The organism is Alloyangia mangrovi (genome assembly GCF_002300555.2).
Taxonomy (GTDB): domain Bacteria; phylum Pseudomonadota; class Alphaproteobacteria; order Rhodobacterales; family Rhodobacteraceae; genus Salipiger; species Salipiger mangrovi.
Genome location: NZ_NTHN02000006.1, coordinates 112,535 through 136,417, shown reverse-complemented (window position 1 = coordinate 136,417; position 23,883 = coordinate 112,535). Strand labels below are relative to the sequence as shown.

General features: G+C 65.3%; 25 protein-coding genes and 2 pseudogenes. 12 read left to right on the top strand and 15 right to left on the bottom strand.

All coding sequences use genetic code 11. From position 1 onward, the window contains the following. Positions 1-86: 86 nt before the first annotated feature. From dnaN to rpsT, 3 genes are all read right to left on the bottom strand, one after another. On the bottom strand, positions 87-1,205 hold the full coding sequence (gene dnaN, locus CLG85_RS05365; protein ID WP_095882426.1) for a DNA polymerase III subunit beta: 1,119 nt from the start codon (positions 1,203-1,205) through the stop codon (positions 87-89). Positions 1,206-1,357: 152 nt separating this feature from the next. Further along, a complete protein-coding gene (gene dnaA, locus CLG85_RS05360) occupies positions 1,358-2,755 on the bottom strand; it encodes a chromosomal replication initiator protein DnaA (protein WP_095882427.1) in 1,398 nt (465 codons plus the stop codon). 544 nt (positions 2,756-3,299) lie between these two features. Beyond that, positions 3,300-3,563: a 30S ribosomal protein S20 gene (gene rpsT / locus CLG85_RS05355; protein ID WP_092425556.1), complete on the bottom strand. Its 264-nt coding sequence runs from the start codon at positions 3,561-3,563 to the stop codon at positions 3,300-3,302. 265 nt (positions 3,564-3,828) lie between these two features. Here rpsT and CLG85_RS05350 point away from each other — a divergent pair, with 265 nt between their 5' ends. Next, complete coding sequence (locus CLG85_RS05350; RefSeq protein WP_095882428.1) at positions 3,829-4,011, top strand: hypothetical protein; 183 nt, start codon at positions 3,829-3,831, stop codon at positions 4,009-4,011. A 63-nt stretch (positions 4,012-4,074) separates the two neighbouring features. Here CLG85_RS05350 and CLG85_RS05345 read toward each other — a convergent pair whose 3' ends face one another. Both CLG85_RS05345 and mutM read right to left on the bottom strand, forming a co-directional pair. Further along, entirely contained in the window at positions 4,075-4,851 is a 777-nt protein-coding gene (locus tag CLG85_RS05345; RefSeq protein ID WP_095882429.1) for an enoyl-CoA hydratase, read from the bottom strand. A gap of 65 nt (positions 4,852-4,916) precedes the next feature. Then, on the bottom strand, positions 4,917-5,768 hold the full coding sequence (gene mutM / locus CLG85_RS05340; RefSeq protein WP_095882430.1) for a bifunctional DNA-formamidopyrimidine glycosylase/DNA-(apurinic or apyrimidinic site) lyase: 852 nt from the start codon (positions 5,766-5,768) through the stop codon (positions 4,917-4,919). Between the two features lie 81 nt (positions 5,769-5,849). On the opposite strand from mutM, the gene ubiE reads away from it, so the two are divergent. Both ubiE and ubiB read left to right on the top strand, forming a co-directional pair. Beyond that, positions 5,850-6,602 (top strand): bifunctional demethylmenaquinone methyltransferase/2-methoxy-6-polyprenyl-1,4-benzoquinol methylase UbiE, encoded by a 753-nt coding sequence (gene ubiE / locus CLG85_RS05335; RefSeq protein WP_095882431.1) that lies wholly within the window; start codon positions 5,850-5,852, stop codon positions 6,600-6,602. A 1-nt stretch (position 6,603) separates the two neighbouring features. Next, entirely contained in the window at positions 6,604-8,136 is a 1,533-nt protein-coding gene (ubiB, locus tag CLG85_RS05330) for a 2-polyprenylphenol 6-hydroxylase (protein WP_095882432.1), read from the top strand. A gap of 22 nt (positions 8,137-8,158) precedes the next feature. On the opposite strand, the gene CLG85_RS05325 is transcribed toward ubiB, so the two are convergent. From CLG85_RS05325 to CLG85_RS05315, 3 genes are read right to left on the bottom strand one after another with little or no spacing between them, the layout of a single operon-like run. Then, the gene (locus CLG85_RS05325) at positions 8,159-8,542 is read right to left on the bottom strand and encodes a FlgD immunoglobulin-like domain containing protein (protein ID WP_260348531.1); all 384 of its coding nucleotides are present in this window, start codon (positions 8,540-8,542) and stop codon (positions 8,159-8,161) included. Then, the gene (locus tag CLG85_RS05320; RefSeq protein WP_260348530.1) at positions 8,487-8,828 is read right to left on the bottom strand and encodes a flagellar hook capping FlgD N-terminal domain-containing protein; all 342 of its coding nucleotides are present in this window, start codon (positions 8,826-8,828) and stop codon (positions 8,487-8,489) included. The genes CLG85_RS05325 and CLG85_RS05320 overlap by 56 nt, the downstream gene beginning before the upstream one ends. 15 nt (positions 8,829-8,843) lie before the next feature. Continuing rightward, entirely contained in the window at positions 8,844-9,356 is a 513-nt protein-coding gene (locus tag CLG85_RS05315; protein ID WP_176476600.1) for a flagellar hook-length control protein FliK, read from the bottom strand. A 1,707-nt stretch (positions 9,357-11,063) separates the two neighbouring features. On the opposite strand from CLG85_RS05315, the gene CLG85_RS05310 reads away from it, so the two are divergent. The 3 genes and pseudogenes from CLG85_RS05310 to CLG85_RS27660 form a co-directional block, all read left to right on the top strand. Then, entirely contained in the window at positions 11,064-11,294 is a 231-nt protein-coding gene (locus tag CLG85_RS05310) for a hypothetical protein (RefSeq protein WP_095882435.1), read from the top strand. Positions 11,295-11,523: 229 nt separating this feature from the next. Then, positions 11,524-11,667 carry a hypothetical protein gene (locus CLG85_RS05305; protein WP_260348529.1) on the top strand — a complete coding sequence of 48 codons (144 nt, stop codon included), beginning with the start codon at positions 11,524-11,526 and terminating at the stop codon, positions 11,665-11,667. Positions 11,668-11,929: 262 nt separating this feature from the next. Beyond that, positions 11,930-12,070, top strand: a pseudogene (locus CLG85_RS27660) (flagellin N-terminal helical domain-containing protein); the annotation flags it as partial. Here the strand turns inward: CLG85_RS27660 and CLG85_RS05300 are convergent. Both CLG85_RS05300 and CLG85_RS05295 read right to left on the bottom strand, forming a co-directional pair. Next, positions 12,061-13,320: pseudogene (locus CLG85_RS05300) on the bottom strand (flagellar hook protein FlgE); the annotation flags it as partial. The pseudogenes CLG85_RS27660 and CLG85_RS05300 overlap by 10 nt on opposite strands. A gap of 112 nt (positions 13,321-13,432) precedes the next feature. Beyond that, positions 13,433-14,266 (bottom strand): flagellar motor protein MotB, encoded by an 834-nt coding sequence (locus CLG85_RS05295; protein ID WP_095882438.1) that lies wholly within the window; start codon positions 14,264-14,266, stop codon positions 13,433-13,435. 242 nt (positions 14,267-14,508) lie between these two features. Between CLG85_RS05295 and CLG85_RS05290 the strand changes: the two genes are divergently transcribed. Continuing rightward, positions 14,509-16,635 (top strand): YjbH domain-containing protein, encoded by a 2,127-nt coding sequence (locus CLG85_RS05290; RefSeq protein WP_095882439.1) that lies wholly within the window; start codon positions 14,509-14,511, stop codon positions 16,633-16,635. Then, positions 16,632-17,321, top strand: coding sequence for a YjbF family lipoprotein (locus CLG85_RS05285; protein ID WP_260348528.1), 690 nt, complete (start codon positions 16,632-16,634; stop codon positions 17,319-17,321). Before CLG85_RS05290 ends, CLG85_RS05285 begins: the two co-directional genes overlap by 4 nt. On the opposite strand, the gene CLG85_RS05280 is transcribed toward CLG85_RS05285, so the two are convergent. Next, entirely contained in the window at positions 17,299-17,910 is a 612-nt protein-coding gene (locus CLG85_RS05280) for a sugar transferase (RefSeq protein ID WP_095882441.1), read from the bottom strand. The two genes, CLG85_RS05285 and CLG85_RS05280, sit on opposite strands and share 23 nt — an antisense overlap. Before the next feature lie 239 nt (positions 17,911-18,149). On the opposite strand from CLG85_RS05280, the gene CLG85_RS05275 reads away from it, so the two are divergent. Continuing rightward, positions 18,150-19,187 carry a polysaccharide biosynthesis/export family protein gene (locus tag CLG85_RS05275; RefSeq protein WP_095882491.1) on the top strand — a complete coding sequence of 346 codons (1,038 nt, stop codon included), beginning with the start codon at positions 18,150-18,152 and terminating at the stop codon, positions 19,185-19,187. A 93-nt stretch (positions 19,188-19,280) separates the two neighbouring features. On the opposite strand, the gene CLG85_RS05270 is transcribed toward CLG85_RS05275, so the two are convergent. After that, entirely contained in the window at positions 19,281-19,694 is a 414-nt protein-coding gene (locus CLG85_RS05270; RefSeq protein ID WP_095882442.1) for a c-type cytochrome, read from the bottom strand. Between the two features lie 149 nt (positions 19,695-19,843). Between CLG85_RS05270 and idi the strand changes: the two genes are divergently transcribed. Beyond that, positions 19,844-20,359, top strand: a complete 516-nt coding sequence (idi, locus tag CLG85_RS05265) for an isopentenyl-diphosphate Delta-isomerase (protein WP_095882443.1) — start codon at positions 19,844-19,846, stop codon at positions 20,357-20,359. Positions 20,360-20,363: 4 nt separating this feature from the next. Here idi and CLG85_RS05260 read toward each other — a convergent pair whose 3' ends face one another. From CLG85_RS05260 to CLG85_RS05250, 3 genes are read right to left on the bottom strand one after another with little or no spacing between them, the layout of a single operon-like run. Then, entirely contained in the window at positions 20,364-20,954 is a 591-nt protein-coding gene (locus CLG85_RS05260) for a Smr/MutS family protein (RefSeq protein WP_095882444.1), read from the bottom strand. Continuing rightward, entirely contained in the window at positions 20,951-22,018 is a 1,068-nt protein-coding gene (mltA, locus tag CLG85_RS05255; RefSeq protein ID WP_095882445.1) for a murein transglycosylase A, read from the bottom strand. Before mltA ends, CLG85_RS05260 begins: the two co-directional genes overlap by 4 nt. After that, entirely contained in the window at positions 22,015-22,674 is a 660-nt protein-coding gene (locus CLG85_RS05250; RefSeq protein WP_095882446.1) for a Tim44/TimA family putative adaptor protein, read from the bottom strand. The genes mltA and CLG85_RS05250 overlap by 4 nt, the downstream gene beginning before the upstream one ends. A gap of 105 nt (positions 22,675-22,779) precedes the next feature. Here CLG85_RS05250 and CLG85_RS05245 point away from each other — a divergent pair, with 105 nt between their 5' ends. Together CLG85_RS05245 and secB are read left to right on the top strand one after the other, a co-directional pair. Further along, entirely contained in the window at positions 22,780-23,292 is a 513-nt protein-coding gene (locus CLG85_RS05245) for an FxsA family protein (protein ID WP_095882447.1), read from the top strand. A 51-nt stretch (positions 23,293-23,343) separates the two neighbouring features. Then, on the top strand, positions 23,344-23,862 hold the full coding sequence (gene secB / locus CLG85_RS05240; protein WP_176476601.1) for a protein-export chaperone SecB: 519 nt from the start codon (positions 23,344-23,346) through the stop codon (positions 23,860-23,862). The last annotated feature ends 21 nt before the right edge of the window (positions 23,863-23,883 follow it).

Here is a 23,883-nt window from a genome sequence, read left to right as displayed (position 1 = left end):
CGCGAAAGGGGGTATTTCCGGAATCATGAAAGGCAGAAGCACAGCCCCTGCCTTTCGATGACGATCGGATGCTCGAGACGGGAACGTCAGACCCGCATCGGCATGACGACGTAGACGGCCGAGGTGTCGGTGCCTTCGCGCATCAGGGTCGGATCGCCCGAGGAGTTGAACATGAAGACGGCGTTCTCGCGGTCGACCTGGCTGGCGATCTCCAGCAGGTATTTCGCGTTGAAGCCGATCTCCAGCGGCTCGTCACCATAGGCCACGGCCAGCTCTTCCTCGGCGGCACCGCTGTCCGGCGCATTGACCGAGAGGATCAGCCGGTCCTCGTCGAGCTGCAGCTTCACGGCGCGCGACCGCTCCGACGAAACGGTCGCGACGCGGTCCACCGCCTTGGCGAATTCGCCAGCGTCGACCTCGAGCCGGCGAGTGTTGTTCATCGGGATGACGCGCGAATAGTCGGGGAAGGTGCCGTCGATGACCTTGGAGGTCAGCGTGATGTCGGGCGTGGCGAAGCGCACCTTGGTTTCCGAGACCGAGACGGCGATGTCCATGTCGTCCTCTTCGAGCAGCTTGCGCAGCTCGCCCACGGTCTTGCGGGGCACGATGACGCCGGGCATCATCTCGGCCCCGGCGGGCAGCGGCGCGTCGATGCGGGCAAGGCGGTGACCGTCGGTGGCGACGCAGCGCAGCACCCGGCCGTCCTCGCTCTCGGCGACATGCATGTAGACGCCGTTGAGGTAGTAGCGGGTTTCCTCGGTCGAGATGGCGAACTTCGACTTGTCGAAGAGGCGGCGCAGGACCTCGGCCTTGGCGGTGAAGTTCGACGAGTACTCGGACGATGCCATGACCGGGAAGTCTTCCTTCGGCAGCGTCGCGAGGCTGAAGTTCGAGCGGCCCGCAGCCACGGTCAGGCGGCCGGCGGCATTGTCGGCGGTCAGTTGAACCAGCGCGCCGTCGGGCAGCTTGCGGACGATCTCGTGCAGGGTCACCGCCGAAACGGTGGTGGCCCCGGCCTGTTCGACCACCGCGGGGGCGCGGTCGAGCACTTCGATGTCGAGATCGGTGGCGCGGAAGCTGGCGGCGTTGCCCTCGGCCTCGATCAGCACGTTGGCCAGGATCGGAATGGTGTTCCGGCGTTCGACCACCGACTGTGCCTGGCTGACTGCCTTGAGCAGCGTCGCCCGTTCTATGCTGACTTTCATCGCCCTGTTCCTCGGTTAGCCGAAGGGGCAGCTTGGCGGATCTGCGAAGCTACTCCAAATTGTTTTGCTGATTGATCCGATGGATTGTCTGCAGCGTCAAGGCCGCGGGGCAGCCCGAGGGCAGCCCCGTTCCCAAATGTGGTCGTGCGGTCTCAGGCTTCCAGCGCGCGGCGCAGCAGCTCGATATCGTCGGCGATCTGGCTGTCCTGCATGCGCAGTTCCTCGATCCGCTTCACCCCGTGCATGACCGTGGTGTGGTCGCGCCCGCCGAAGCGGCGGCCGATCTCGGGAAGCGAGCGGGCAGTGAGCTGCTTGCACAGGTACATCGCCACCTGGCGAGGGCGGGCGAAGTTGCGCACGCGCTTCGGGCCAATCAGGTCGCTGAGGCGGATGTTGTAGTGATCCGCGACCTTGCGCTGGATCTCCTCGATCGAGATCTTGCGGTCCGAGGCGCGCAGCACGTCCGCAAGGCAGTCCTGCGTCAGTTCCATGGTGATCGGTTGACCAACCAGCGAGGCGAAGGCGAAGAGCCGCGTCAGCGCACCTTCTAGCACGCGCACGTTCGTGGAGATGCGGTGTGCCAGGAACTCGAGGATGCCCGCGTCGAGCTGCAGCGACGGATACTGCTTGCGATAGGTGTCGACCTTCGACTGCAGGATGCCGAGACGCAGCTCGTAATCCGTCGGGTGCAGGTCGACCACGAGGCCGGACTGCAGGCGCGAGCGGATGCGGTTCTCGAGATCCTTGATTTCGTCCGGCGCGCGATCCGCCGAGATGACGATCTGCTTGTTCTGGTCCACCAAGGCGTTGAACGTGTGGAAGAACTCTTCCTGCGTCGAGTCCTTGCCGGCGATGAACTGCACGTCATCGACCATCAGCACGTCGACCGACCGGAACAGCTCCTTGAAGTCCATCATGCGGCGCTCACGCAGGGCCTGCACGAAGCGGTACATGAACTGCTCTGCCGAGAGATACAGCACGTTCAGGTCAGGGCGGCGGTTGCGCAGCTCCCAGGTGATCGCGTGCATCAGGTGCGTCTTGCCGAGACCCACGCCGCCGTAAAGGAACAGCGGGTTGAAGGTCACGGTCTCGGCCTCGGCCACGCGACGCGCGGCGGCATGGGCGAGCTCGTTGGGCTTGCCGACGATGAAATTATCGAAGGTGAAGCGCGCATCGAGCGGCGCGCTCGGCAGCAGGTCACTTCCGCCCTGTGCGGAGTGGCCGTTGGCTGCATTGGCCTGGGCCGGCTGCTCCGGCTGCGCCGAGACCGGGCGCGGGCTCGGACGGCCCGCTGCCGGACGCGGCGCGTTGCTGACCCGGAATTGCAGGCGGCGTACCTGCGAATCCAGCGTGGAGATCTGCGACAGCAGCAGGTCTCCGAAATTCTGCGACACATAGGTGCCAATAAAATTCGTCGGTGCAAGGAAGACCGCCACCCCGTCGGCTTCCAGACCTTTATATTCGAGGGGCTTGATCCAGGTTCGGTAGTTGTTTTCCCCGATCGTGCTGCTCAGCCTGTCTTGCAGCGCGCCCCATTGTTCCTGCGTCATTTATCCCCGCTCCGTCTCTTCACCGGTTCTTCCTATGTCCCTCTGGGCAACACACACACACGCGCCCAATTGAGTCACCGACGGGAAGCAAAAGCAGGCCCCATGCCGAAAGGCATGGGTCAGGAAGAGAAGTCTCTGTCCCAGTGAAATAGAACGCAGAAGGACTCCCCGGGACTCCCAGCATCCCGAAGCGACCCAGCAAGGCGCGCTACTCACCCATTTTACAATTGGACTGGCAGGATGAATTCACCCCGATTTCGGCGTCCTGATGATCAGACGACCGAAGCGACGAAGACATTTCCACGATACCCGTGGCGTGGTCCCCGATTGCCTGTCCCCCCAGCGATGTGACTCGCTCGATGAAATTACTCCTGTTCCGAGAAGAGCAGCAACCGAACTTCAAACTTGACTCAATGGAATCCGAAAAAAAGAATCTCGGCCTTCAAAATATGGTGTGAGTCATGAAAAAAGGCACCACCGATGGCGATGCCTTTTCGATCACACACCTATTGAGTGTGTCATTTCAGCCTGACAATTGACGTGTTCAGGCGAGCGCCTTCACCCGCGAGGAGAGGCGCGACATTTTGCGCGAAGCAGTGTTCTTGTGGAAGACACCCTTGGTCACGCCGCGCATCAGTTCGGGCTGAGCTGCGGCGAGAGCTGCGGTGGCTGCGTCCTTGTCGCCCGAAGCGATCGCTTCCTCGACTTTGCGCAGGTAGGTACGGATGCGCGAACGGCGTGCCTTGTTGACGGCGTAACGCTTTTCGTTCTGACGTGCGCGCTTCTTGGACTGGGGCGTATTTGCCATGATGATCGGTCCTGTGTGTCTGTGGCCGACAAGGCCTGGGTCTGAATTTCGGACGTGCAATATCCACCAGACCCGGATCTGTCGTCGCCGGACCGATTCTTGCCTGAGCGGGCATCACACGCATGTAGGGCGGGCGCATAGCCCATTTTCCGCCGGTTGCAAAGGCCCCTGCGGCACTTCTTGGGGATTTGGGGGAGAATCGGCTAGGATCACCTTCCCACGGCCCCGGCCGCGGGACGCTTCAGACTGAAAGGAGGAGTCAGCCATGAACGCGATGCAGATCAACGAGGCCGCACAGGCCCTCTACCGGGCGCATGGCGCCCGCGCCGAAGCCGAGGCCGCCGCAAAGGTGCGCGAGAACGAGCGCAGGGGTGCCGCAGAGGAGGCACAGACCTGGCGCGCCATCCAGGAAGCGATCCGCCAGACGCGCGGCCCGCTGCAGTCCTGAGTGGCCCGGACATGAAAAAGGCCTGTCCCCGCGGGGACAGGCCCGGCAGACGGCCCAGGGGCCTCAGCGGTCGCGGAACTGCGGCGTCCGCTTCTCGAGGAAGGCCGACATGCCTTCCTTCTGGTCCTCGGTGGCAAAGAGCGAATGGAACAGGCGACGCTCGAAGAGCAGCCCCTCGTCCAACGTGGTCTCGAAGGCGCGATTCACTGCCTGCTTGGCGGCGATCGATGCCAGCATAGATTTCTCGGCGATCTTCGCCGCGGCGCTCTGCGCCTCTTCCATCAGCTGCTTGACCGGCACGACGCGGCTCACCAGCCCCGAGCGCTCCGCTTCTTCGGCATCCATGAAGCGCCCCGTCAGGTGCATATCCATGGCCTTGGCCTTGCCGACGTAGCGCGGCAGGCGCTGCGTGCCGCCGATCCCGGCGATGACGCCGAGGTTGATCTCGGGCTGGCCGAACTTCGCGGTTTCCGACGCGATGATGAAGTCGCACATCATCGCCAGTTCGCAGCCGCCACCCAGGGCGTAGCCGCTCACCGCGGCGATCACAGGCTTGCGCACCTTCGCGACGGCCTCGGTGGCCGGCTCGAAGAAATCGCCGAGGAACATCTCGACGAAGGACTTTTCCGACATCTCCTTGATATCGGCCCCGGCGGCAAAGGCCTTGGCCGAGCCGGTCAGGATGATGCAGCGCACCTTGTCATTGGCATCCGCCTCAGTCAGCGCCTGCGCGAGCTCGCCAAGAAGCTGGCTGTTCAGCGCATTGAGGGCGTCCGGGCGGTTCAGGGTAATAGTGGCAACGTCGTCGTCTACTTCGACGATAATCGTCTCATAGGCCATGACTTTCGGGCTCCCGTCCGTTGGCATTGTCGCGCAGCCTTACCAACTTGACCCCTGCAATCAAGTTATCTTTGGCAGCTCGGACAGTAGAAAGAAGACCGCCCCGAGATCACGATTCGGTGTACTTCGTTAGCGCAACCCTCCCCTCGGCAGGGCTGCCCCTCACGCCCGTACACATCGAAGCTGTGCTGAAAATATCCAAGTTCTCCATCGGCTTGTCTGAAATCCTTGAGCGAGGAGCCACCTGCGGCGATGGCGTCGGTCAACACCTGCCGGATGATCGGAACAAGCGCCGCAATGCGCTTTTCGGAAATTCGGTTGACGCGGCGTGAAGGAAGGATACCGGCGCGGAAGAGAGCTTCGCAGACGTAGATATTCCCCAGACCGGCAACAATCTTCTGGTCGAGCAGCGCGGTCTTGATCGGCATGCTGCGCCCCTTCAGCGCGGCGATCAGATGGGATTCGCTGAACTCATTGCCCAAAGGCTCGGGCCCGATCGCCGCCAGCAGCGGATGCGCCTCGGCGGTGGCGGTCAGCATGAGATCCATCGCCCCGAAGCGTCGCGGGTCGTTGAAGGTCACCCGCGCGCCGCTGGCCATCTCGAAGACCACGTGATCATGTTTTTCCGGCGCCGGGTGGTCATGCACGAAACGCCCCAGCGGATCGCCCGAGACCAGCATCCGCCCAGACATGCCAAGGTGGATCAGCAGCGTCTCGCCGGTGTCGAGGTCGGCGAGGATGTACTTGGACCGCCGCCGCAGCCGCAGAACCCGCGCGCCGGTCAGCCGCTCGGCCATGCGCTCGGGGAAGGGCCAGCGCAGGTCGGGCCGGTTCACCTTCGCCTCGGCGATCACCTCGTTTTCCATCACCGGGGCCAACCCGGCACGAACGGTTTCCACCTCGGGAAGTTCGGGCATCACGGATCCTTTCCAATGGGCCGCATTGCAGCGCGGCGCGCGGGCTCTATAAGGAGTGTCGGACACAGGACGGCAAGGCCCATGACCAAAGAGACCGGAAAAACCACCCACTTCGGGTTCACCGACATCCCTGAGGAAGAGAAGGCCGGCCGCGTGCGCGGCGTCTTCGGCTCGGTCGCGTCGAAATACGACGTGATGAACGATGCCATGTCCTTCGGCATTCACCGCATCTGGAAGGATGCGATGATGGACTGGCTGGCACCCCGCCCCGGGCAGAAACTGCTCGACGTGGCGGGCGGCACCGGCGACATCTCCTTCCGCTTCCTCAAGCGCGCCGGCCATGGTCACGCCACGGTCTGCGACCTGACCGAGCCGATGCTGGTCGAGGGCCGCAAGCGCGCCGAAGCGGGCGCCATGGCCGAGCAGCTCGACTGGGCGGTGGGTGACGCGATGGCCCTGCCCTTCGCCGACAACACCTTTGACGTCTACACGATTTCCTTTGGCATCCGGAACGTGACCCGTCCGCAGGAGGCGCTGAACGAGGCCTTCCGCGTGCTGAAACCCGGCGGGCGGCTGATGGTGCTGGAATTCAGCCAGATCCCCAACGAGCTGATGCAGAAGGTCTACGACCTTTATTCCTTCAACCTGATCCCGCGCATGGGCCAGGTGATCGCGGGCGACCGCGACAGCTACCAGTACCTGGTGGAATCGATCCGCAAGTTCCCCGACCAGGAAACCTTCCTCGGAATGGTGCGCTCGGCGGGCTTCGGCAACGCCAAGTACCGCAACCTGAGCATGGGGATCGCCTGCCTGCACTCGGGCTGGAAGATCTGACATGAAGGGTCCGCACAACATCTGGCGGCTGGTGCGCACCGGCGCCACCTTCGAGCGCACGGGCGCGATGCGCGTGGTGCTCGACGCCGTGGAGGCCCCGCCGACCCTGCGCGCGGCTGCCCGCGTCCTCGCCTGGCCCTTCAAGTGGTTGGGGTACGAGGGTGACCCGGCAATGCCGCCGGTGACCCGCGCGCTCTCGGCGCTCGGCCCGGCCTACATCAAGTTCGGCCAGGTCCTCTCGACCCGCCCCGACGTGGTCGGCGAAGAGCTCGCCAACCAGTTGCGCGTGTTGCAGGACAAGCTGCCACCCTTCCCGGTCGAGGCCGCCAAGGCGCAGGTCGAGACCGAGCTCGGCGTCAAGGTCGACGAGGTCTTCTCCGAATTCAGCCCACCGGTCGCCGCCGCCTCCATCGCGCAGGTGCACAAGGCGCGCCTCGCCGAGACCGGCGAAACCGTCGCGGTGAAGGTGCTGCGCCCCGGGATCGAGCGCGCCTTCCGCAAGGATATCGACGCCTTCTGGCTGGCCGCCGATGCGATCAACTTCCTCTCGCCCGCCTCGCGCCGGTTGCGCCCGCGCGACGTCATCGCCCATTTCGAGGGCGTGGTGAACGGCGAGCTGGACCTGCGGCTGGAAAGCGCCTCGGCCAGCGAATTCGCGGCCAACACCGTGGACGACGAGGGATTCCAGCTTCCCGAGGTGGTCTGGGGTCTGTCGGGCCGCCGCGTAATGACGATGAGCTGGGCCGAGGGCGTACCGCTCGGCGACAACGAGGCCATCGATGCCGCCGGCCACGACCGCGTGGCGCTCAGCGAGCGGGTGCTTCAGCTCTTCCTCAACCACGCGCTGCGCGACGGTTTCTTCCACGCCGACATGCACCAGGGCAACCTGAAGGTGGCGCCGAACGGCGATATCATCGCCTATGACTTCGGCATCATGGGGCATATCGACGAGTACACCCGCCGGGTCTACGCCGAGATTCTCTACGGTTTCATCCGCCGCGATTACCGCCGCGTCGCCGAGGTGCATTTCGAGGCTGGCTACGTTCCCTCCAACCAGGACGTCGACGAATTCGCCCGCGCCCTGCGCGCCGTGGGCGAGCCGATCTTCGGCATGGATTCCACCCGCATCTCTATGGGCCGGTTGCTCAACTACCTCTTCGAAGTGACTGAACGCTTCGGCATGCAGACCCGGACCGAGCTGATCCTGCTGCAGCGCACGATGGTGGTGGTCGAAGGTGTGGCCCGGTCTCTCAACCCTCACATGAACATATGGAGCGTCGCGCGCCCGGTGGTCGAGCAATACATCAAGACCTCCATCGGCCCACGCGCCGCGCTGCGCGATTTCGCCAAGACGGCGCGGGTGATGGCCCGCTTCGGCCCGCGCCTGCCCGGGCTCGTCGAAGAGGCGCTGATCCGGCAGACGCAAGGGCTCGCCGACGAGCTCGAGTCGAAGTGGGTACGGCGGCTCGGCTGGGGCATCGGGGGGCTGATTTCCGGTGCCGGGATCACGCTCATCCTCCTGTCGATCTTCTGATCAGCCGTTCTGCGCCGCCCGGTCAGCTCGCCGGGTGGCGCAGCGCCGCGATCTCGCTCGCCCCGATCTGCCAGCCTCCCTGCAGCGTCAGCACAAAGCCCTCTTCCGACCGGCGCACCTCATCGATGCGCATGTAGGATTGCGCCGGCAGTGTCTCGGTAAGCACACCGTCCTGGTAAAGCTCGACCTCGGCCTGATACAGCCCTTCCGGCAGCGTCGCGCCACTAAGGTCCGTCCCGTCCCAGAGATACCTCGCACTCCCCGGCACGAGCGACACCTTGTTCCGCAGAGTGCCACTCGAATCGCGGAGCACGAGGATCGCACTCTGCGCATCCTCCGGCACCTCGACGTCAAAGGCGACCGTGGAGCCGTCGAAATAGGCGCCCCCCCGGGACCAGCGACTCAAGCCCGATCCAGGAGGCCAGCCGCTCGAACCCGCCATCGCTGGCGAGGCTGGTCAGCCCGGTCAGGAGATCGTTGGTCAGCACCTGCTGCTCCACCGCCGAAAAGCTGGCGAGCTGCGAGGCGTATTCCGTGGCATCGACCGGGTTAAAGGGATCCTGGTTCTGGGCCTGGGTGGTCAGCATCTTCAGGAATGTGTCGAAATCGCTGGTGAGCGTTGCCTTGCTGCTCGTGCTCGCAGCCGAACTCGGTGTGCCCGCAGTGGTCTGGGCCACAGTTGAAGTATCCATGTCTATCTCCCCTTCCTAGAGCCTGAGGTCGAGCCCTGCCGACGGAACCGGGCCAGGGGCCGCCGTCGGAGATGCACCTTGCGCCGCCGCCATGTCGGGGAGGCCGGCCTCGGGTCCGCCCGTCCGCCCCCGCGACGTGCCACCCCCGCGCCTTTGCCCAAAGAAGCTGAGGCTGCCGCCCTGGTACCCAGCCTCGGTGAGAAAGCGCGCAAGCTGGTCCGCGTTCCGGCGCAGCAGATCGAGCGTTTCCGGCCGTTCAGCGCTCACCTGCAGGGTGATCCCGTGCTCGGAAAGCTGCATGTGGAACCTGACGCGACCGAGTTCCTCGGGTTCGAGCTGCACCTCGACCTTGTTACCGCGTCCCGTGATGATTGCCTCGGCGACCTGCCGGACAGGTGACGGTTGCTGCTGCGTGCGAGCCGGGGCCAATTGCTCGTTCGGAGCCACCCCGTCTTTCGCCATGGCGGTCTGAAGCCGCTCGCCCACATGCGGTTCGCTGACACCATCGAAGGAACCGGCGTCCAACATGCGGCCTTCCCGCTCCCGGTCCGATGACCCGCTCCGCACCGGGGGGGACCGGCGCGAATGTCAGAGACGCCGTGTCGGTCGGCGGACTCCGCGAAGCGGATACGGGGGTATTGTCCACGCTCACCTTGCCGAACACACCCGGGAGAACGTCCGAGCTTTCGGGACGCAGCGACCGTACCTCTGTCTTCTCAATCGCGGTCGCCACTCTCTCCTCTTGCCGTGCGTCTGGCTGGGGCAAAGGCGCCGCGACCGACACAGTGTCTGTAGCTCTCGCAACGTGTGCCGTTGTGCGGTGCCCATCTTGAGGGAGCGTCTTTCGCTGGAGACGTTCCGGCGCCGGCGTCCCCTCCGCTGCAATGATTTCCGCGTCCGACCCTGCGCTGACAGGTGAGCTGACAGGTGAATTGACAGTCCGATCGACCGGACGGGGGCGCAGGCTTCCCCGTGAAGCACCCGCCTCAGCGCGGGGCCATGAAAGGGACGCGGCATCGCCGGATAGGCCCGAGGCCTCGGGAATTCCTCCTGACGATACTCTCGAACTGCCCTGGGCTTCCGGCAGGTCCCCCGTCTCCGGACCTTCCGGCACCATGCCTATGTCACCGATCCGTGCAAGCTCGATGGTTTGTGCTCCGATCCCCTGTTCCGGCCTCGGCCCTATCTCAGAGGTTCCTTCAAGCTTTGTGGAACTGGAATCGCCTGGTCTACCCGAATCGGTCTGAAACCCGATGAGACCCCGCACAGATTGATTGAAACTTCGGGACCCGGAAGTGGCCTCCCCTTCGCGAACGGCCGACGCCGGGCGGGTGCCGAAGGAGGCCAACATGTGAACGTTGGACGCGGTTTGCGCCTCCGGCAGGAGGCTGCCGCTCGCACCGATGTGCAAATGGCGAGACTCGCGGGGTGCCGAACCTTCAGGCGTGGTGCGGGCGACGCTGTCGGGTGCAGCGAGGCACTGCTCGGCTTTCACCACCCCGACCTCGCGTGTGGACGGAAGCTTCCTTGTCGAGCGGCCCTCGGGAGTCGAAACGCCAAAGAGGCGCCCAGAGGCAGGCGGTTCCGCAATTTCAAGTTGGGTCACCCCCAAGCCCCCTGCGTGACCACGCTCCGCAAAGCGCGCGCGAGGTCTGGTCCCGCCGTCGCTGAACAGTGCCTCCACCGCTGGGTCCGCGGTCTGGGACTGTGCTGTCCAGCCGCGCCTTGCTTCCTGCGGTCCCCCGGTCTCGGGGTCCTGCCGCGCCCTTGCAACCGCGACACCCGTCACCCCGAACGCATGATCTATAGCAGGCAAGACATCCCGTCCCGTATCGCGATGCGCGAGCACCATCCCGTCCGGTTCCGTTTCTTCAGAGGACTCCTCAGGACCTTCGGACGCGACCGGGTCTTCCCCCTCCTCCACCTCCGGCGATTCGACCGCAGGGGCATTCGGTCGCCCGGTCGTCCCAAAGCCGCGAAAGGCTGTCAGGAAGTCGGCCGGGACATCGCCAGATGGAGGCCTCTCGCGCAGCGGCAACTCCACCTGTGGCGTGATGGCGCCAGCGGATCGAGGACCCTGCGGAGTTGGAAACATCGCCTGCATCGGGAACATTCTGTCGACCCCTGGTCATCCGATCCTCGACGACGATATCCGGCCACCCGCTAAGAATACCTTTACCGAAACCATTTTAAGCATCGTCGAGAGCCTTCAGTAGATTCGACCGGAGCGATTGCATGACAAATCCAACGGGCCGGGCGGCAGCGGCAGCGAACGCCCAGCTGAACCGATTGTTCATCTCCCAGATGCTGCAGTTCTCGAGGGCCTTCGAAACGCGCGGCCTCTTCGGCGGCGGCGCGGGAGAGGCGCAATTCGCGTCCTTCTTGCGCGACGAATACGCCAACCGGCTCGCGGACACGGTGGTCCTCCTGCCGACCCCGCCCAGCCGGACGACACGGGCACCATGACCGCCGGATCCCGTCGCCCCCCCCCCCCGGCGAGCCGGCGGAAACCGGGCTTCTTGCCCTGCTCGAAGCCGAAAGGCGCGCCCTGCTCGCCGGAGAGCTCGGGGAGCTTCCCGAGCTTGCGCGCAAGAAGCAAACCTACCTTGACCTCTATGCAGCGCAACCGTCGCGCCTGCAGCAGCACGCGCCAAGGCTTCTTGCCGCCCTGCGCCGCAACCAGAGGCTGCTGGGGATGGCGCTGCAGGGGCTCACCGCGGCGCAGGGCAGGCTCGGTACCTGGCAGCGGCTGATCCGGCAGATGGACACCTATGATCCGAACGGACGCAAGACGCGCATCGGCCCGGGGCCGACGGGACGCATTCAAAAGAAACTTTAGACACTGTCACCCCACACCCGGGCAAATTCGCGGCTGACTTAGGCTTGGCTTAAGACCTCCCTCTCTAGGGTGAGCTGGCATCCAGGGCTGGATGGCGCAGGGGGGCAGGGCTCCTGGCTGCTTCGTCAGAACGACGTCCCGAGAGGTTTCGCCCCTCTCCGCGCGGCACAGATCAGCGCCGCCGGATAATGTCCTGCCGGACAAGGGGTCGAGACCGGAGACAGGAATGGCGCAAAGCGCCACATTCAAGGACGAAAAAAACATGTCTAGCATCCTGACGAACAATGGCGCGATGGTCGCGCTGCAGACCCTCAAGACCATCAATATGAACCTCGCCAACACGCAGGGAGAAATCTCGACAGGCAAGAGCGTCGCGAGCGCCAAGGACAATGCGACCGTCTGGATCACCTTGGCGTTGGAGGAATAGGCACGCTGCGTCTGGATCATGTCGGTCAGCTCATGCGCCACGTCGGTGGTGGATTCCTCGCGCGCGTAGGACTTGATATCGCCGGTCGGCCCATCGCCCGCGTCCCAGAGGAAGTAGGAGCCGCTTTCCGGCGAGGGCTTGAAGGTCTGGTTGTCCATCGGGATCATGCCGTTCGGATTCGGCAGGTCGGCGAGCGGGATCTGGTAGAGCGTCTTGCTCACCCCACTGTCGTAGAGCGCGTTGACGAAGCCATTCTCATCCACCTCGACCGAGACCATGTTGCCCACCGGCGAGCCGTCCTTGGCGATGGAGATCGGGGCAAAGCTGTTGGAGAGCTGCGACAGGCCGATGCTGTCGCCGACCGCGCCGATGTCGACCTCGATCGGCCCGCCGTCGACGGTGACCGTCATCTTGCCCGTCGTGGCGTCATAGGCGCCGCCGGAAACGGTGGTCACCGCGCTGATCTTGCCGCCGGCCGCGCGGGTGTCGTCGAAGGTGACCACATATTCGCCAATCACCGCGCCAGCGGAGGCGGAATCGGTCATCACGATGGTCCATTCGTTCGACATGCCGGTGGCCGGCACCGTAGGCGTGAAGGTCATCGCGATATTTTGCGACACGCCGAGATTGTCGAAATATTCCACCGAAAGCGTCTCGGACGACCCTTCGGAATCGGACATGGTGGCTGTGGCAGGCAGGTTCAGGCTCATTTCCACCGCTGTGGTCGGGTCGCCCTGCAGGTTGAGGCTGAAGCGCACCGGCTCGAGCCCGTCGACCGTATCGCGCGGAAAATTCGGGATGGTGCCGTCGATGTCCGCCGGCCAACCCATGAGGAAATAGCCGAGTTCATTGGCGAGATAGCCTTCCTCGTTGATGCGGAAGGAGCCGGTGGACGTGAGCAGAAGCTCGGGCTCGGTCGGGTTCGCCTGGTATTGCGGGCCGCCGACGACGGGCAGCATCCCCCTGCCCCGCACGGCAAGATCGGTGGCATTGCCCGTGGTCACCAGCGAGCCCTTCTGGTCGATTACCCGCATGTTCGAGGACATGACGCCGCCCGCCGTGTAGGACCGCCCGCCGTCGGTCATCACCAGCGCGTTGAACTCCGTCTCGGCCCGGCGATAGCCGTAGGTCGAGGAATTGGCGATATTGTCGGAGATCGCCGCCAGCCTGCTGGCATTGGCCGTCAGCCCCGAGACACCGGCGTTCAGAGACGAAGAGATGGTCATGGGCGCGCCTTTCTGCTGTCACCTGTTCCCGTCCCCCGGAGACTAGGGGCGGCAACTTAACGGCGGGCTAACAGGTAAAATCCCGGCCATTTCCGCCGCCGGTCTCTTGGCGTCATTTGCGCAGGAAGATCACCTCGACACGGCCGTTCCGGGTGTCCATCGGGTTGGCGCGAGAAGGCTCTCGGTCGGCATGGGCGGTGCTGCGGGCGATACGCGCCTTGGGCACACCCTCGTCCTGCAGCAGCCTGCGCATCCAGGACGCCCGCTCCGCCGAGACTTCCCACGAGCGGTCCTGCGCCAGCACGATCGGCGAGGCGGGCACATGGCCCTCGACCGCGAGCGGGTTGCGCACCGCCCGGCTCGCCCCGGCGATGATCTGCGCCAGCCGCCGCAGCAGGAAGGTTGGGCTGCCGTCCGCCTCGAAGAGCCGCGCCTCGGGGGTTTCGAAAAGCTCCACCACCAGCCCCTCGTCGGTGACCCGGGTCACGACGTGGCGCATCAGCCCGTCGTCCACCATGCTCTCGCCATGGCGCGCTGTGAGCCGGTCACGCAGCTCTTCGAGCTCGGCTGTCTCGGCAGCATCGGGATCGGACTCGCCCATGGTCTCGCTGCCCCGAGCGGCGTTCTTCTCGGTCGCCTGGAGCGCGGTCGAGCCGGTGCCCATACGCGGCAAAACATTCTCGGAAAAGGTGCTCTCGCCGCCCATCAGCCCGTCCCCGCCGCCCGAGATCCGGGCCACGGCGATGGTCGGGTTGAAGTAATCGGCAAGCCCCTTGCGCTGTTTCTCGGTCGTCGCGTTCAGCAGCCACATCAGCATGAAGAAGGCCATCATCGCCGTCACGAAATCCGCGTAGGCGACCTTCCAGGCGCCGCCATGATGAGCATGGCCGCCGCCCTTTTTCTTCCGCTTGATGATGACTGGCGCGACATTGCTGTCGACGGCCATTTCCACCACCTTCCAAACACCCCGCAGCGGGGATAGCCCGCGCGCGGTTACCCCTGGCTTAAAAAATAGAAATCTCCTGAAAATCCGCCTCGCTCCCCGCGACCACGGGACCTTTGGCGGCGGAACCGCGCCGCAACCGTGCCGCAGAACCCACAGGGACGACCCTGCGGCAGGGGATCCATGGACAGGACCACGGTTTGGCTCTAGCTCTGGGGAAAACACGAAAGCGAAACGAGGACGTGATGGCACGACGGGCAGGTATCGCGGCACTTCTGGCCGGGGCAACGGCGCTGGCGGGAGCGGCCTATCCGGAGACGGTGCCAAGCTACAATCTCTACGGCCTCCCCGGGCTCGTGGACATGCCCGACGCCAACATGTCGCCCGATGCGACGCTGGGTCTGACCTACGGGCGCATGGGCACAGCCAACCGCGGCTCCGTCAGCTTCCAGATCGCGCCGCGCCTCGTCGGCACCTTCCGCTATACCGGCATCGGCAGCTTCGATCACCGCGCCTCGGTGGATGGGGTCTATTACGACCGCAGCTTCGATCTGCGCTTCCAACTGCTGACTGAAGGCACCTGGCGCCCCTCGGTGGTCGTTGGCCTGCAGGATTTCATCGGCACCGGCATCTACAGCGCGGAATACATCGTCGCGACGAAGACGATCACCCCCGGGTTGCAGGTCACCGGCGGCCTCGGCTGGGGCCGGATGGCAAGCTACAACGGCTTCGGCGGCTTCGGCACCCGCTCCGAGGAGATCCTCGACGAAGGCGGCAAGCCCACCACCGACCGTTGGTTCCGCGGCGATATCGCGCCCTTCGGCGGCGTCGCCTGGTCGCCGGACGACCGGCTGACCTTCAAGCTCGAATATTCCTCGGACCAATACGATCTCGAACGCGAGAACTCGACCTTCGAGCACAATTCGCCGATCAACGTCGGTATGGACTACCGCTTCAAGGGCGGCAGCCAGCTGTCGCTCTACTATGCCTACGGCAGCACGATCGGCGCCCAGTACACCTACACGATGAACCCCAAGACGCTTGGCGTTCCCGGCGGTGTCGAGACCGCGCCGCTGCCGATCAAGCCGCGCACCGGCGCCGAGGCCCGCGATCTTGGCTGGATCAGCGAGCTCGCCGCGACCGAGGCCACGACGCAGACCCGTCTGGCGCGCAGCCTCAAACGCGAGAAGCTGGAGCTGGAAGGCTTCCGTCTGGAGCCGCATCGCGCCACGCTGCGTCTGCGCAACGAGACCTACGGTGCGACGTCTCAGGCAGTGGGTCGCGCCGCGCGCTCGATGAGCCGGATCATGCCCGGCTCGGTCGAGGAATTCGTGATCATCCCGTCGGAAAACGGTGTCCCCGCCTCGGCGATCACCCTGCGCCGCTCGGATCTCGAGGCGCTCGAGAACGAGGCCGCGACCGAAATGCTGGTGCGCACCCGCTTCGACGAGGCGCCGGCGGACACGCCGAAGATGGATCTGGAAGACTATCCGAAATTCCTGTGGTCGCTCGCACCCTACTACGGCTACGCCACCTTCGATCCCGACGGGCCGCTTCGGCTCGATCTCGGCGTTTCGCTGCGCGGCACGATCGAGTTCACTCCGAACATCGTCCTGAGCGGCTCGCTGAACAAGAAGATCGTCGGCAACCTCGACGATGTCACCCGCGAATCCGAATCCAAGCTTCCGCGCGTGCGCACCGATTACGCCGAATACGCCCGCGAAGCCGATCCGAAAATTCCGCGGTTGACGCTGGGCCTCTACGGCAAGCCCGCTCCGCAGCTCTACAGCCGCCTGACGCTGGGCTATCTCGAGCCGATGTACGCCGGCGCCTCGGCCGAACTCCTGTGGAAACCGGTCGACAGCCGCTTCGCGCTGGGGGCCGAGATCAACTACGTCGAGCGCCGCGACTTCGACATGCTCTTCGGCCTGCAGGGCAACGAGACCACCGACCCGGTCACCGGCATCACCCGCAGCTTCCCGCATGTGAACGGCCACGTCTCGGCCTATTACGACATCGGCAACGGCTATAATGCGCAGCTCGACGTCGGCCGCTACATCGCCGGGGACACCGGCGCCACGGTGACGCTCACCCGCGAATTCGCCAACGGCTGGCGGATCGGCGCCTTTGCTACCAAGACCGACATCTCCGCCAAGGACTTCGGTGAGGGCTCCTTCGACAAGGGGCTGATCTTTACCATCCCGGTCTCCATCGGCACCGGACAGCCCTCGCGCAACGACAGCACGCTCACCATCCGCTCGGTGCAGCGCGACGGCGGCGCCAAGCTGGCCATCGACGACCGGCTCTACGAGCGCATCCGCGAAAATCACGAGCCCGACGTGGCCGCCTCCTGGGGAAGGTTCTGGCGATGAAACTTAAGACCACTTGCCGCGCCGCGCTTATGGCCGGGCTGATCGCCGCGCTTGCCGGCTGCGGCAACGATGATCGCCGCGATCCGATCTACGACGCTGCCTACGCCAGCCTGTTCGGCGGCGGAGACGAGGACAACAAGCCGATTTCCGACCAGGAGATCGCCGCGACCTTGGCCGCCACCGACCTGCCGGTGATCCGGCTGCGGATCGAGGAGCGCAAGTCCGAAGCCGTGGCGTTTGAGATCGAGCGCAACGGCGAGCACCGGACCTATGGCACCGCCAGCCGCCAGGCCATCGTCCTGCGTCACGGGATGATCACCGCCACGCGCGGTCTCGGCGGCGACCTGATGTCGGTCGAGGAAGACGCGCTGCTGCGCCTCGTGCGCGCCCGCAGCGCCGGGCAGGCCCGCTTCGTGCAGCGCTTCCTGACGCCCGAGGATGTCACCGAGGTGCTGGCCTACAGCTGCACCGTGACCCCGCAGCAGCAGGTCGAGGTCACCCCCGGTGTCTCCGGCATGGCTGTCCGCGCCGCCTGCAGCAGCGAGACGGAGCCGGACTTCGCCGATGTCTACATCGTCGATGCGGGGGGGCGAGATCCTCGGCGCGCGGCAATGGCTGGGCGAGACCACCGGCTACGTCACGCTGCAGCAGCTGCGGCGCTGATCAATGCAACCCGACACGCCTGACCACGGTCGCCGCCATCAGGCGCAGATCGTAGCACAGGCTCCGTCGGCGCGCGTAGATCAGGTCAAGCCGGGCCTTGCGCGGCACGCAGCGGCGGCAATAGACCGCCTCGGTTTCGTCGGCATCTCGGCAGGGCGCCAGAAGGCGCTCCTCGGTGCGGTGAAAGGCGAGGGTGGCCAGACCCGTCACCCCGGGCCGGGCGCGCAGCACCTCGGCGTAGAGCTCGGGGAACATCTCGGTGTAGCGGCGCAGCGGCGGACGCGGGCCCACGAAGCTGATGTCACCGCGCAGGATGTTCCAGAGCTGCGGCAGCTCGTCGAGCCGGTGACGCCTGAGAAATTTTCCCGTTTCCGAGATCCGGTCGGTCTTGTCTCCACCGGAGACGCCGCGATCGCCGGCATCGGGCCGCATGGTGCGGAATTTCCAGAGGCGAAAGCCCCGGTCTGGGCTCCGCATCCGCTCGGAGAGGTAGAAAACAGGCCGACCGTCGCGCAGCAGGAGGACAAGGCAGATGCCGAGGATCACCGGCGACAGCAGGACAAGCAGCAGCGCGGCAAGGCAAATGTCGAGCGCCCGCTTCGAAACCGTCATTCCCGTCCGTCTCCTGCAAGCAATCGCGCAACGCGGCGCGAAGAAATGCCAAGCCCGGCTGCCGCTGCGGCGCAAGCGACTTTTCCCGAGCCTCGAAACTGTCTATCACTTCGAGCAAACCTTTAGAAACCCTCGGAACGTCCCGGAGACCCCCGTGTTCAAACTCTCGCGTAGTCTTTTTGCCGTCGCTGCGAGCCTTGCTCTTCTGGGGGGGCTGCGCGCTGCCGCGCGGCGCGGCGATGCAATCCGAGATACTGGCCCAGGCCGACAAGCAGAACCCGACTTTCCAGGTGGTCGAGGTGACCCGCGCCAACATGCCGCTCATCGCCTCCTGGCCGCAGACCGGCCCGACCCTGGACGGAAGCTGGCCACGCACCTCGTCCGGGACCAACCAGAGCGTCATCCAGACCGGCGACCACATCGACATCCGCATCTGGGACAGTCAGGAAAACTCGCTGCTGACCAACCCCGCCGAGAAATCGACCGTGCTTCCCGCGGTCGAGGTCGGCGCCAATGGCGCGGTCTTCCTGCCGTACGTCGACGAGGTTTTCGTGCGCGGCCTCAGCCCGGCCTCGGCGCGCGGTCGCATCCAGGAAAAACTCGAGGCCATCGTGCCCACGGCGCAGGTGCAGGTGAGCCTCACCGAGGGCAGAGGCAATGCCATCGAGATGGTCAGCGGTGTGGTGAAGCCCGGCAGCTTCCCGCTGCCGTCGCGCAACTACAAGATCCTCGGCGCCATCGCCGATGCGGGCGGCATCAACCCGGGCCTGAAGAACCCGCTTGTGCGGCTCATCAGGCAGGGCGCCACCTACGAGATCTCGGCCCGTACCCTAATGGAAAGTGGCGCCTACAACTCGCTGCTGCTGCCCGGCGACACGGTGGTCATCGAAGAGGACTACCGCACTTTCACCGGCATGGGCGCCTCATCGCGGCAGACGCTAGTGACCTTCCCCAAGGACGAGATCAACGCGCTCGAGGCGCTGTCGCTGATCGGCGGCCTCTACGATGTGCGTGCCGATCCCACCGGGGTGATGGTGCTGCGCGAGTACACGCCCAAGCAGCTTGGGTCGGGCGGCGCCAAGCCGAACATGCAGCAGGTGGTCTTCACCTTCGACATGACCACCGCCGACGGACTCTTCGCGGCGCGCAAGTTCCCGATCTACCCCGACGACGTGGTGCTGGCGACCGAAAGCCCGCTGGCCGGCCTGCAGACCCTGCTCAGCATCATCAACAGCGGCGTGACCACCACGCAGCGCACGACCGCTCTGGTCAACTGACGTCGGCTGATCCCGTACCTAGGCAAACAGAAGGGCGCTCCCGCAGGAGCGCCCTTTGCCGTTTCAGAGCCGGTTGCGGGCGGTGAGCCGGGCTCAGTTCGCGACCGAAGCGAGATAGGCGTAGACGTCCTCCATGCCCTTCTTCAGCTTGAAGGTCATGCCCGAGCGCGCGCCGCTGTCACCGAGATATTCCTGCAGGAAGCCCGAGGGATCCTGCACGTAAGCCTCGAGGCTGGCCTCGTCCCAGATAAGACCCTTCTGCCCGGCCTCGACGATGGAGGCCTTGTAGCGATAGCCGTCCTCGCTGCCGGCGACACGGCCGACCACCTTGTAAAGGTTCGGCCCGGTCCGGCCGCCTTTCTGGATCGGCGTACCGTCATCGGCCTGGATCATGTGGCAGGCGCGGCAGCGCTGCTCGAAGAGCTTCTTGCCCGCCTCGGCGTCCCCGGCCTGGGCGGAGCCCGCCACGAAGACGGCCGCGATCCCCAGTATCATCTTGCTATACATACCATTCTCCAGTTTCGCGTCTCCGGTTACGCTTCTAGGACAGTCTGCGGCACGATGCGCTGCGACGGAATGCCCGGCGCGGGAAAATTGCCGCGACTTGACCTTGTCGCGGGCAGCGGTGAAACAGACGCTTCAGAAGGAGGCGCCGCATGGCCCAGGACATTCCCGCGTGGGTGGGCGACACCCTCGTTCCGGTGGACAAGCTCGAAGTGCACCTCAAGGGGCTGCGCCACAAGGCGGTCTCTGTCTTTGTCATGCGCGAGGGACGGACGCTGCTGCAGCGCCGCGCGCTGGAGAAATACCACACGCCGGGTTTCTGGGCGAACACCTGCTGCACCCATCCGCATTGGGACGAGGACCCGCGTGACTGCGCGCTGCGCCGTCTCGACGAGGAACTGGGGCTGCGTGGCCTCGATCCGCAGTATCGCGGGCAGGTGGAATATCGCGCCGAAGTCGGCGGCGGCATGACCGAGCACGAGTTGGTCGACATCTTCGTCGCCGAGGCCGGGGCAGGGGTCGAGCCCGCGCCGAACCCCGCCGAGGTGATGGACACCGAATGGCTGACGCTGCCCGAGCTGCGCGCCCGCATCGCGGACCAGCCCGGGATGTTCACCCCGTGGCTGCGCATCTACCTCGCCGAACATGGCGAGATGATCCTGGGCTGACGCGTCAGCGCCGTTTCTTGAGATAAACGTAGTAGGCCCCGCCGCCGCCATGCTTGATATGCGCCTCCGAGACCTGCAGCACGCAGGCGGAGAGCGGCGGCATGCGCAGCCATTGCGGCACCTGGGTCTTCAGCACGCCGCGTCGGCGCGGCATCGGGTCGTGCGGGTCCTCGCGCATGCCCTTGCCGGTGATCACCAGCACCAGGCGGAAGCCGCGCATATGCGTGCCAAGGATGAATCCCGCCAGCTCGCGATGCGCCTGGTCGAGCGTCATGCCGTGCAGGTCGATCCGCGCCTCGGGCTGCAGCTTGCCGCGCTTGAGCCGGCCAAACGCCTTGGCGTCCATCCGCACCGGATCCTGCGCCAGACGGTCCGAAGTCGAGGCATAGAAGTCGTGCCGTTCCTGCGGCGTCGGGGCGCGAATTCCGAGGGCAAGGTTCTGCACCGGCTCACGAGGCTGGATCGGCTTGCGCAGCTTGGCGGGTTTGGGGGTAGGGGCTTCGGGGGCCACCTTGCGGCCCGGCAGCTTCTCGGCGCTGCGCGCGACGAGCTCCCAGAGCTCGACTTCGTCCGGGCGCAGCTTGCGGCGGCTCACAGCACCGACTCCGGAAGAAGCGCATAGGCGCGCTGGATCGGCAGCAGCACCACCAGGCGGCCCGGATCCTTCATCGTGCCGGCCTTGCGCCCGGCCGCGTCACCTGTGCCCATGAAGACATCGGCGCGCTGCGGACCCTTGATCGCAGAGCCGGTGTCCTGCGCGATCATCAGGCGGTGCAGGGGCTCGGCACCCTCCTTCTCGATCCACACGGGCGCGCCAAGCGGCACGTAGGCCGGATCCACAGCGATCGAGCGCAGCGGCGTGATCGAGCGGTTCATCGCCCCAAGCGGGCCGAGCTCGGCGGGAACCTCGTTCACCTCGCGGAAAAAGACATAGGAGGGGTTGTGCATCAAAAGCTCGGCCCCGTCCTCGGGGTTGTCGCGCACCCATGACTTGATGACCTGCGCCGAGACCTCGTGCGGGGTGAAGGTGCCGCGCGCCACCAGCTCCTTGCCGATCGAGCGGTAGGGGTGGCCATTGGCGCCGCCGTAGCCGACCCGCAGGTGGTGCCCGTCGGGCAGGCGGATGCGGCCCGAACCCTGCACCTGCAGGAAGAAGAGCTCCACCGGATCGGCGATCCAGGCGATCTCGAGCCCACGGCCCTGCATGACGTCGCCGGTTAGGATGTCGCGGCGGGTCAGCCACGGACCCTCGGTCTCGGCGATCTCGGGCGGCAGGCGGTAGATCGGGTGGGTATGAAGCGGGTCGCGATGCAGGGCGCCGTCGATCTCTGGCTCGAAATAGCCGGTGAAGAGCCCGCCGATGCCTTCCTCGGCATCCTCCGGCGCGCCGGTGACAAGCACCGGGCGGAAGAACAGCTCGAAGAATTCGCGGGCATCCCCGGCGTCCCGCGCCAGCGCGCAGAGCGACCGCCAGTCTGGGTCGGTCAAATCGCCGCAGGTATTGAGAAAAACCGAAAGGGCGGCGGAATGATCATCCGTCGCCCATCCGTCGAGATCGCCGAAGCTCAGGATCTCGTAGCTGGTGTCGCTTTCCGCAGCGGCCATGGTCCCTGCCAGTATTGCTCCTGTCAGTATGGCCGCCCGGATCGCGCGCCTCATTCGTCGGTCGCGACCAGCTGCCAGTTGGGATCGTCGCTACCCATGTTGCGGGCATAGGTCCAGACGTCCTTCTGACGTTTCACCGAGGTCGGGCTGCCCTCGATCACGGTGCCAGAGGCATCCTTCACCACCGAGGTCAGCTCGCCAGTGTAGCGCACGGTGATCTCGGCCAACTTGGAGACCTCGTCGAAGGTCGCCTCGACCAGGGACATCTCGCGCACGCCGACGAACTCGGCCTCGATGGTTAGCCCCTGCTGGCGGCGGTTTTCAACCACTTCGGCAAAGCTTTCATAGACATCCTCGGCGAGGAAGGGCTTTAGCTCTTCCACGTCTCCGCGCTCGAAGCCCATGAGGATCATCTCGTAGGCGCCGCGCGCCCCGCCGAGAAACTCGCCGACGTTGAAGCTCGGCTCGACCGCCTTCATCTTGGCCAGCGCCTTGGCCGAGGGGCTGCCCTCGGGCGCATGGTCGATGATGTCGTGATCCGGTCCGCCTTCGATCACCTCGAAGTCACGTCGGCTGTCGTCACGACGGCTCGGCGCCTGCACCGGCGGCTTCTCGAACCCGTCGCGTGTGCCCAGCACGCTCCGCAGACGCAGGATCAGGAAGATCGCGATCGCGGCAAGTACCAGCAGCTGGACGATCGGCATATTCATCGGCACCTCTTGGGCAAAACATGGAAAATCTGATGTTGCATTCCTATGTAGGCACTGGGCAGCGCCAAGTCTACCGGTGCGCAGCCACGGAAAAGGAGTGAGGCCATGTGGCTATTTCTGGCATTCGTCGCGGTGCCGCTGATCGAGATCACGTTGTTCATCCAGGTCGGGGGGCTGATCGGGCTCTGGCCGACGCTGCTGATCGTGGTGATGACCGCCATCCTCGGCACGGCGCTGGTGCGGCGCGAGGGTCTGCGGGCGCTGTCGGATCTGCAGAGCTCCTTCTCGCAGCTTCAGGATCCGACCCGACCGCTGGCGCATGGCGCGATGATCCTGTTTTCCGGCGCGCTGCTGCTGACCCCCGGCTTCTTCACCGACGCCTGCGGCTTCGCGCTGCTGATCCCGGCGGTGCGCGACGCGGCCATGCGCTTTGTCTCGAGCCGCATCAAGGTGCAGCGCTTCGAGATGGGCGGGCGCAGCCAGACCGGCCCGCGCGCCCAGACCGAGCCGTACCGGCCAGGCCCGCAGGCACAAGATGACGTGATCGAGGGGGAATTTACCGAGATTCCCGGCTCCAAGCGCCCCAATCACCCAGGGTCAGGTTGGACTAAGCATTGAGCCGTTTCCCCGGGGCTGCTATTCGGAAACAAAATCCAACAGGAGCTTTCCATGGCTGAAATCAGCGAAAACGGCGCGGCAGACGCGCAGCAGTCCCCGGCAGCGGTAAAGATGAACGTGCTCGCGCAGTTCGTGCGCGACATGAGCTTCGAGAACATCCTCGCGCAGAAGGGCGTGACCGGCGAAGTCCAGCCCGACGTCCAGGTGCAGGTGAACCTCGACGCCAAGAAGCGTTCGGCAGAGAACCAGTACGAAGTCGTGCTGAAGCTGAAGGTCGAGTCGAAGTCGAAGGCAACCGGCGACATGCTGTTCCTGCTGGAACTGGACTACGCCGGCGTGTTCAACATCGAGGGCGTGCCCGCAGAGCAGCTGCACCCCTTCCTGCTGATCGAATGCCCGCGGATGCTCTTCCCCTTCGTGCGCCGCATCGTGTCGGACGTGACCCGCGACGGTGGCTTCCCGCCGCTGAACCTCGAGACCATCGATTTCGTCGCGCTGTACCGCAACGAGATCGCGCGCCGTCAGCAGGCAACCGCCCCGGCAGGCGAAGAGCGCAAGCTCGACGCGTAAGCGCTTGCGAGGTGGCGGGGC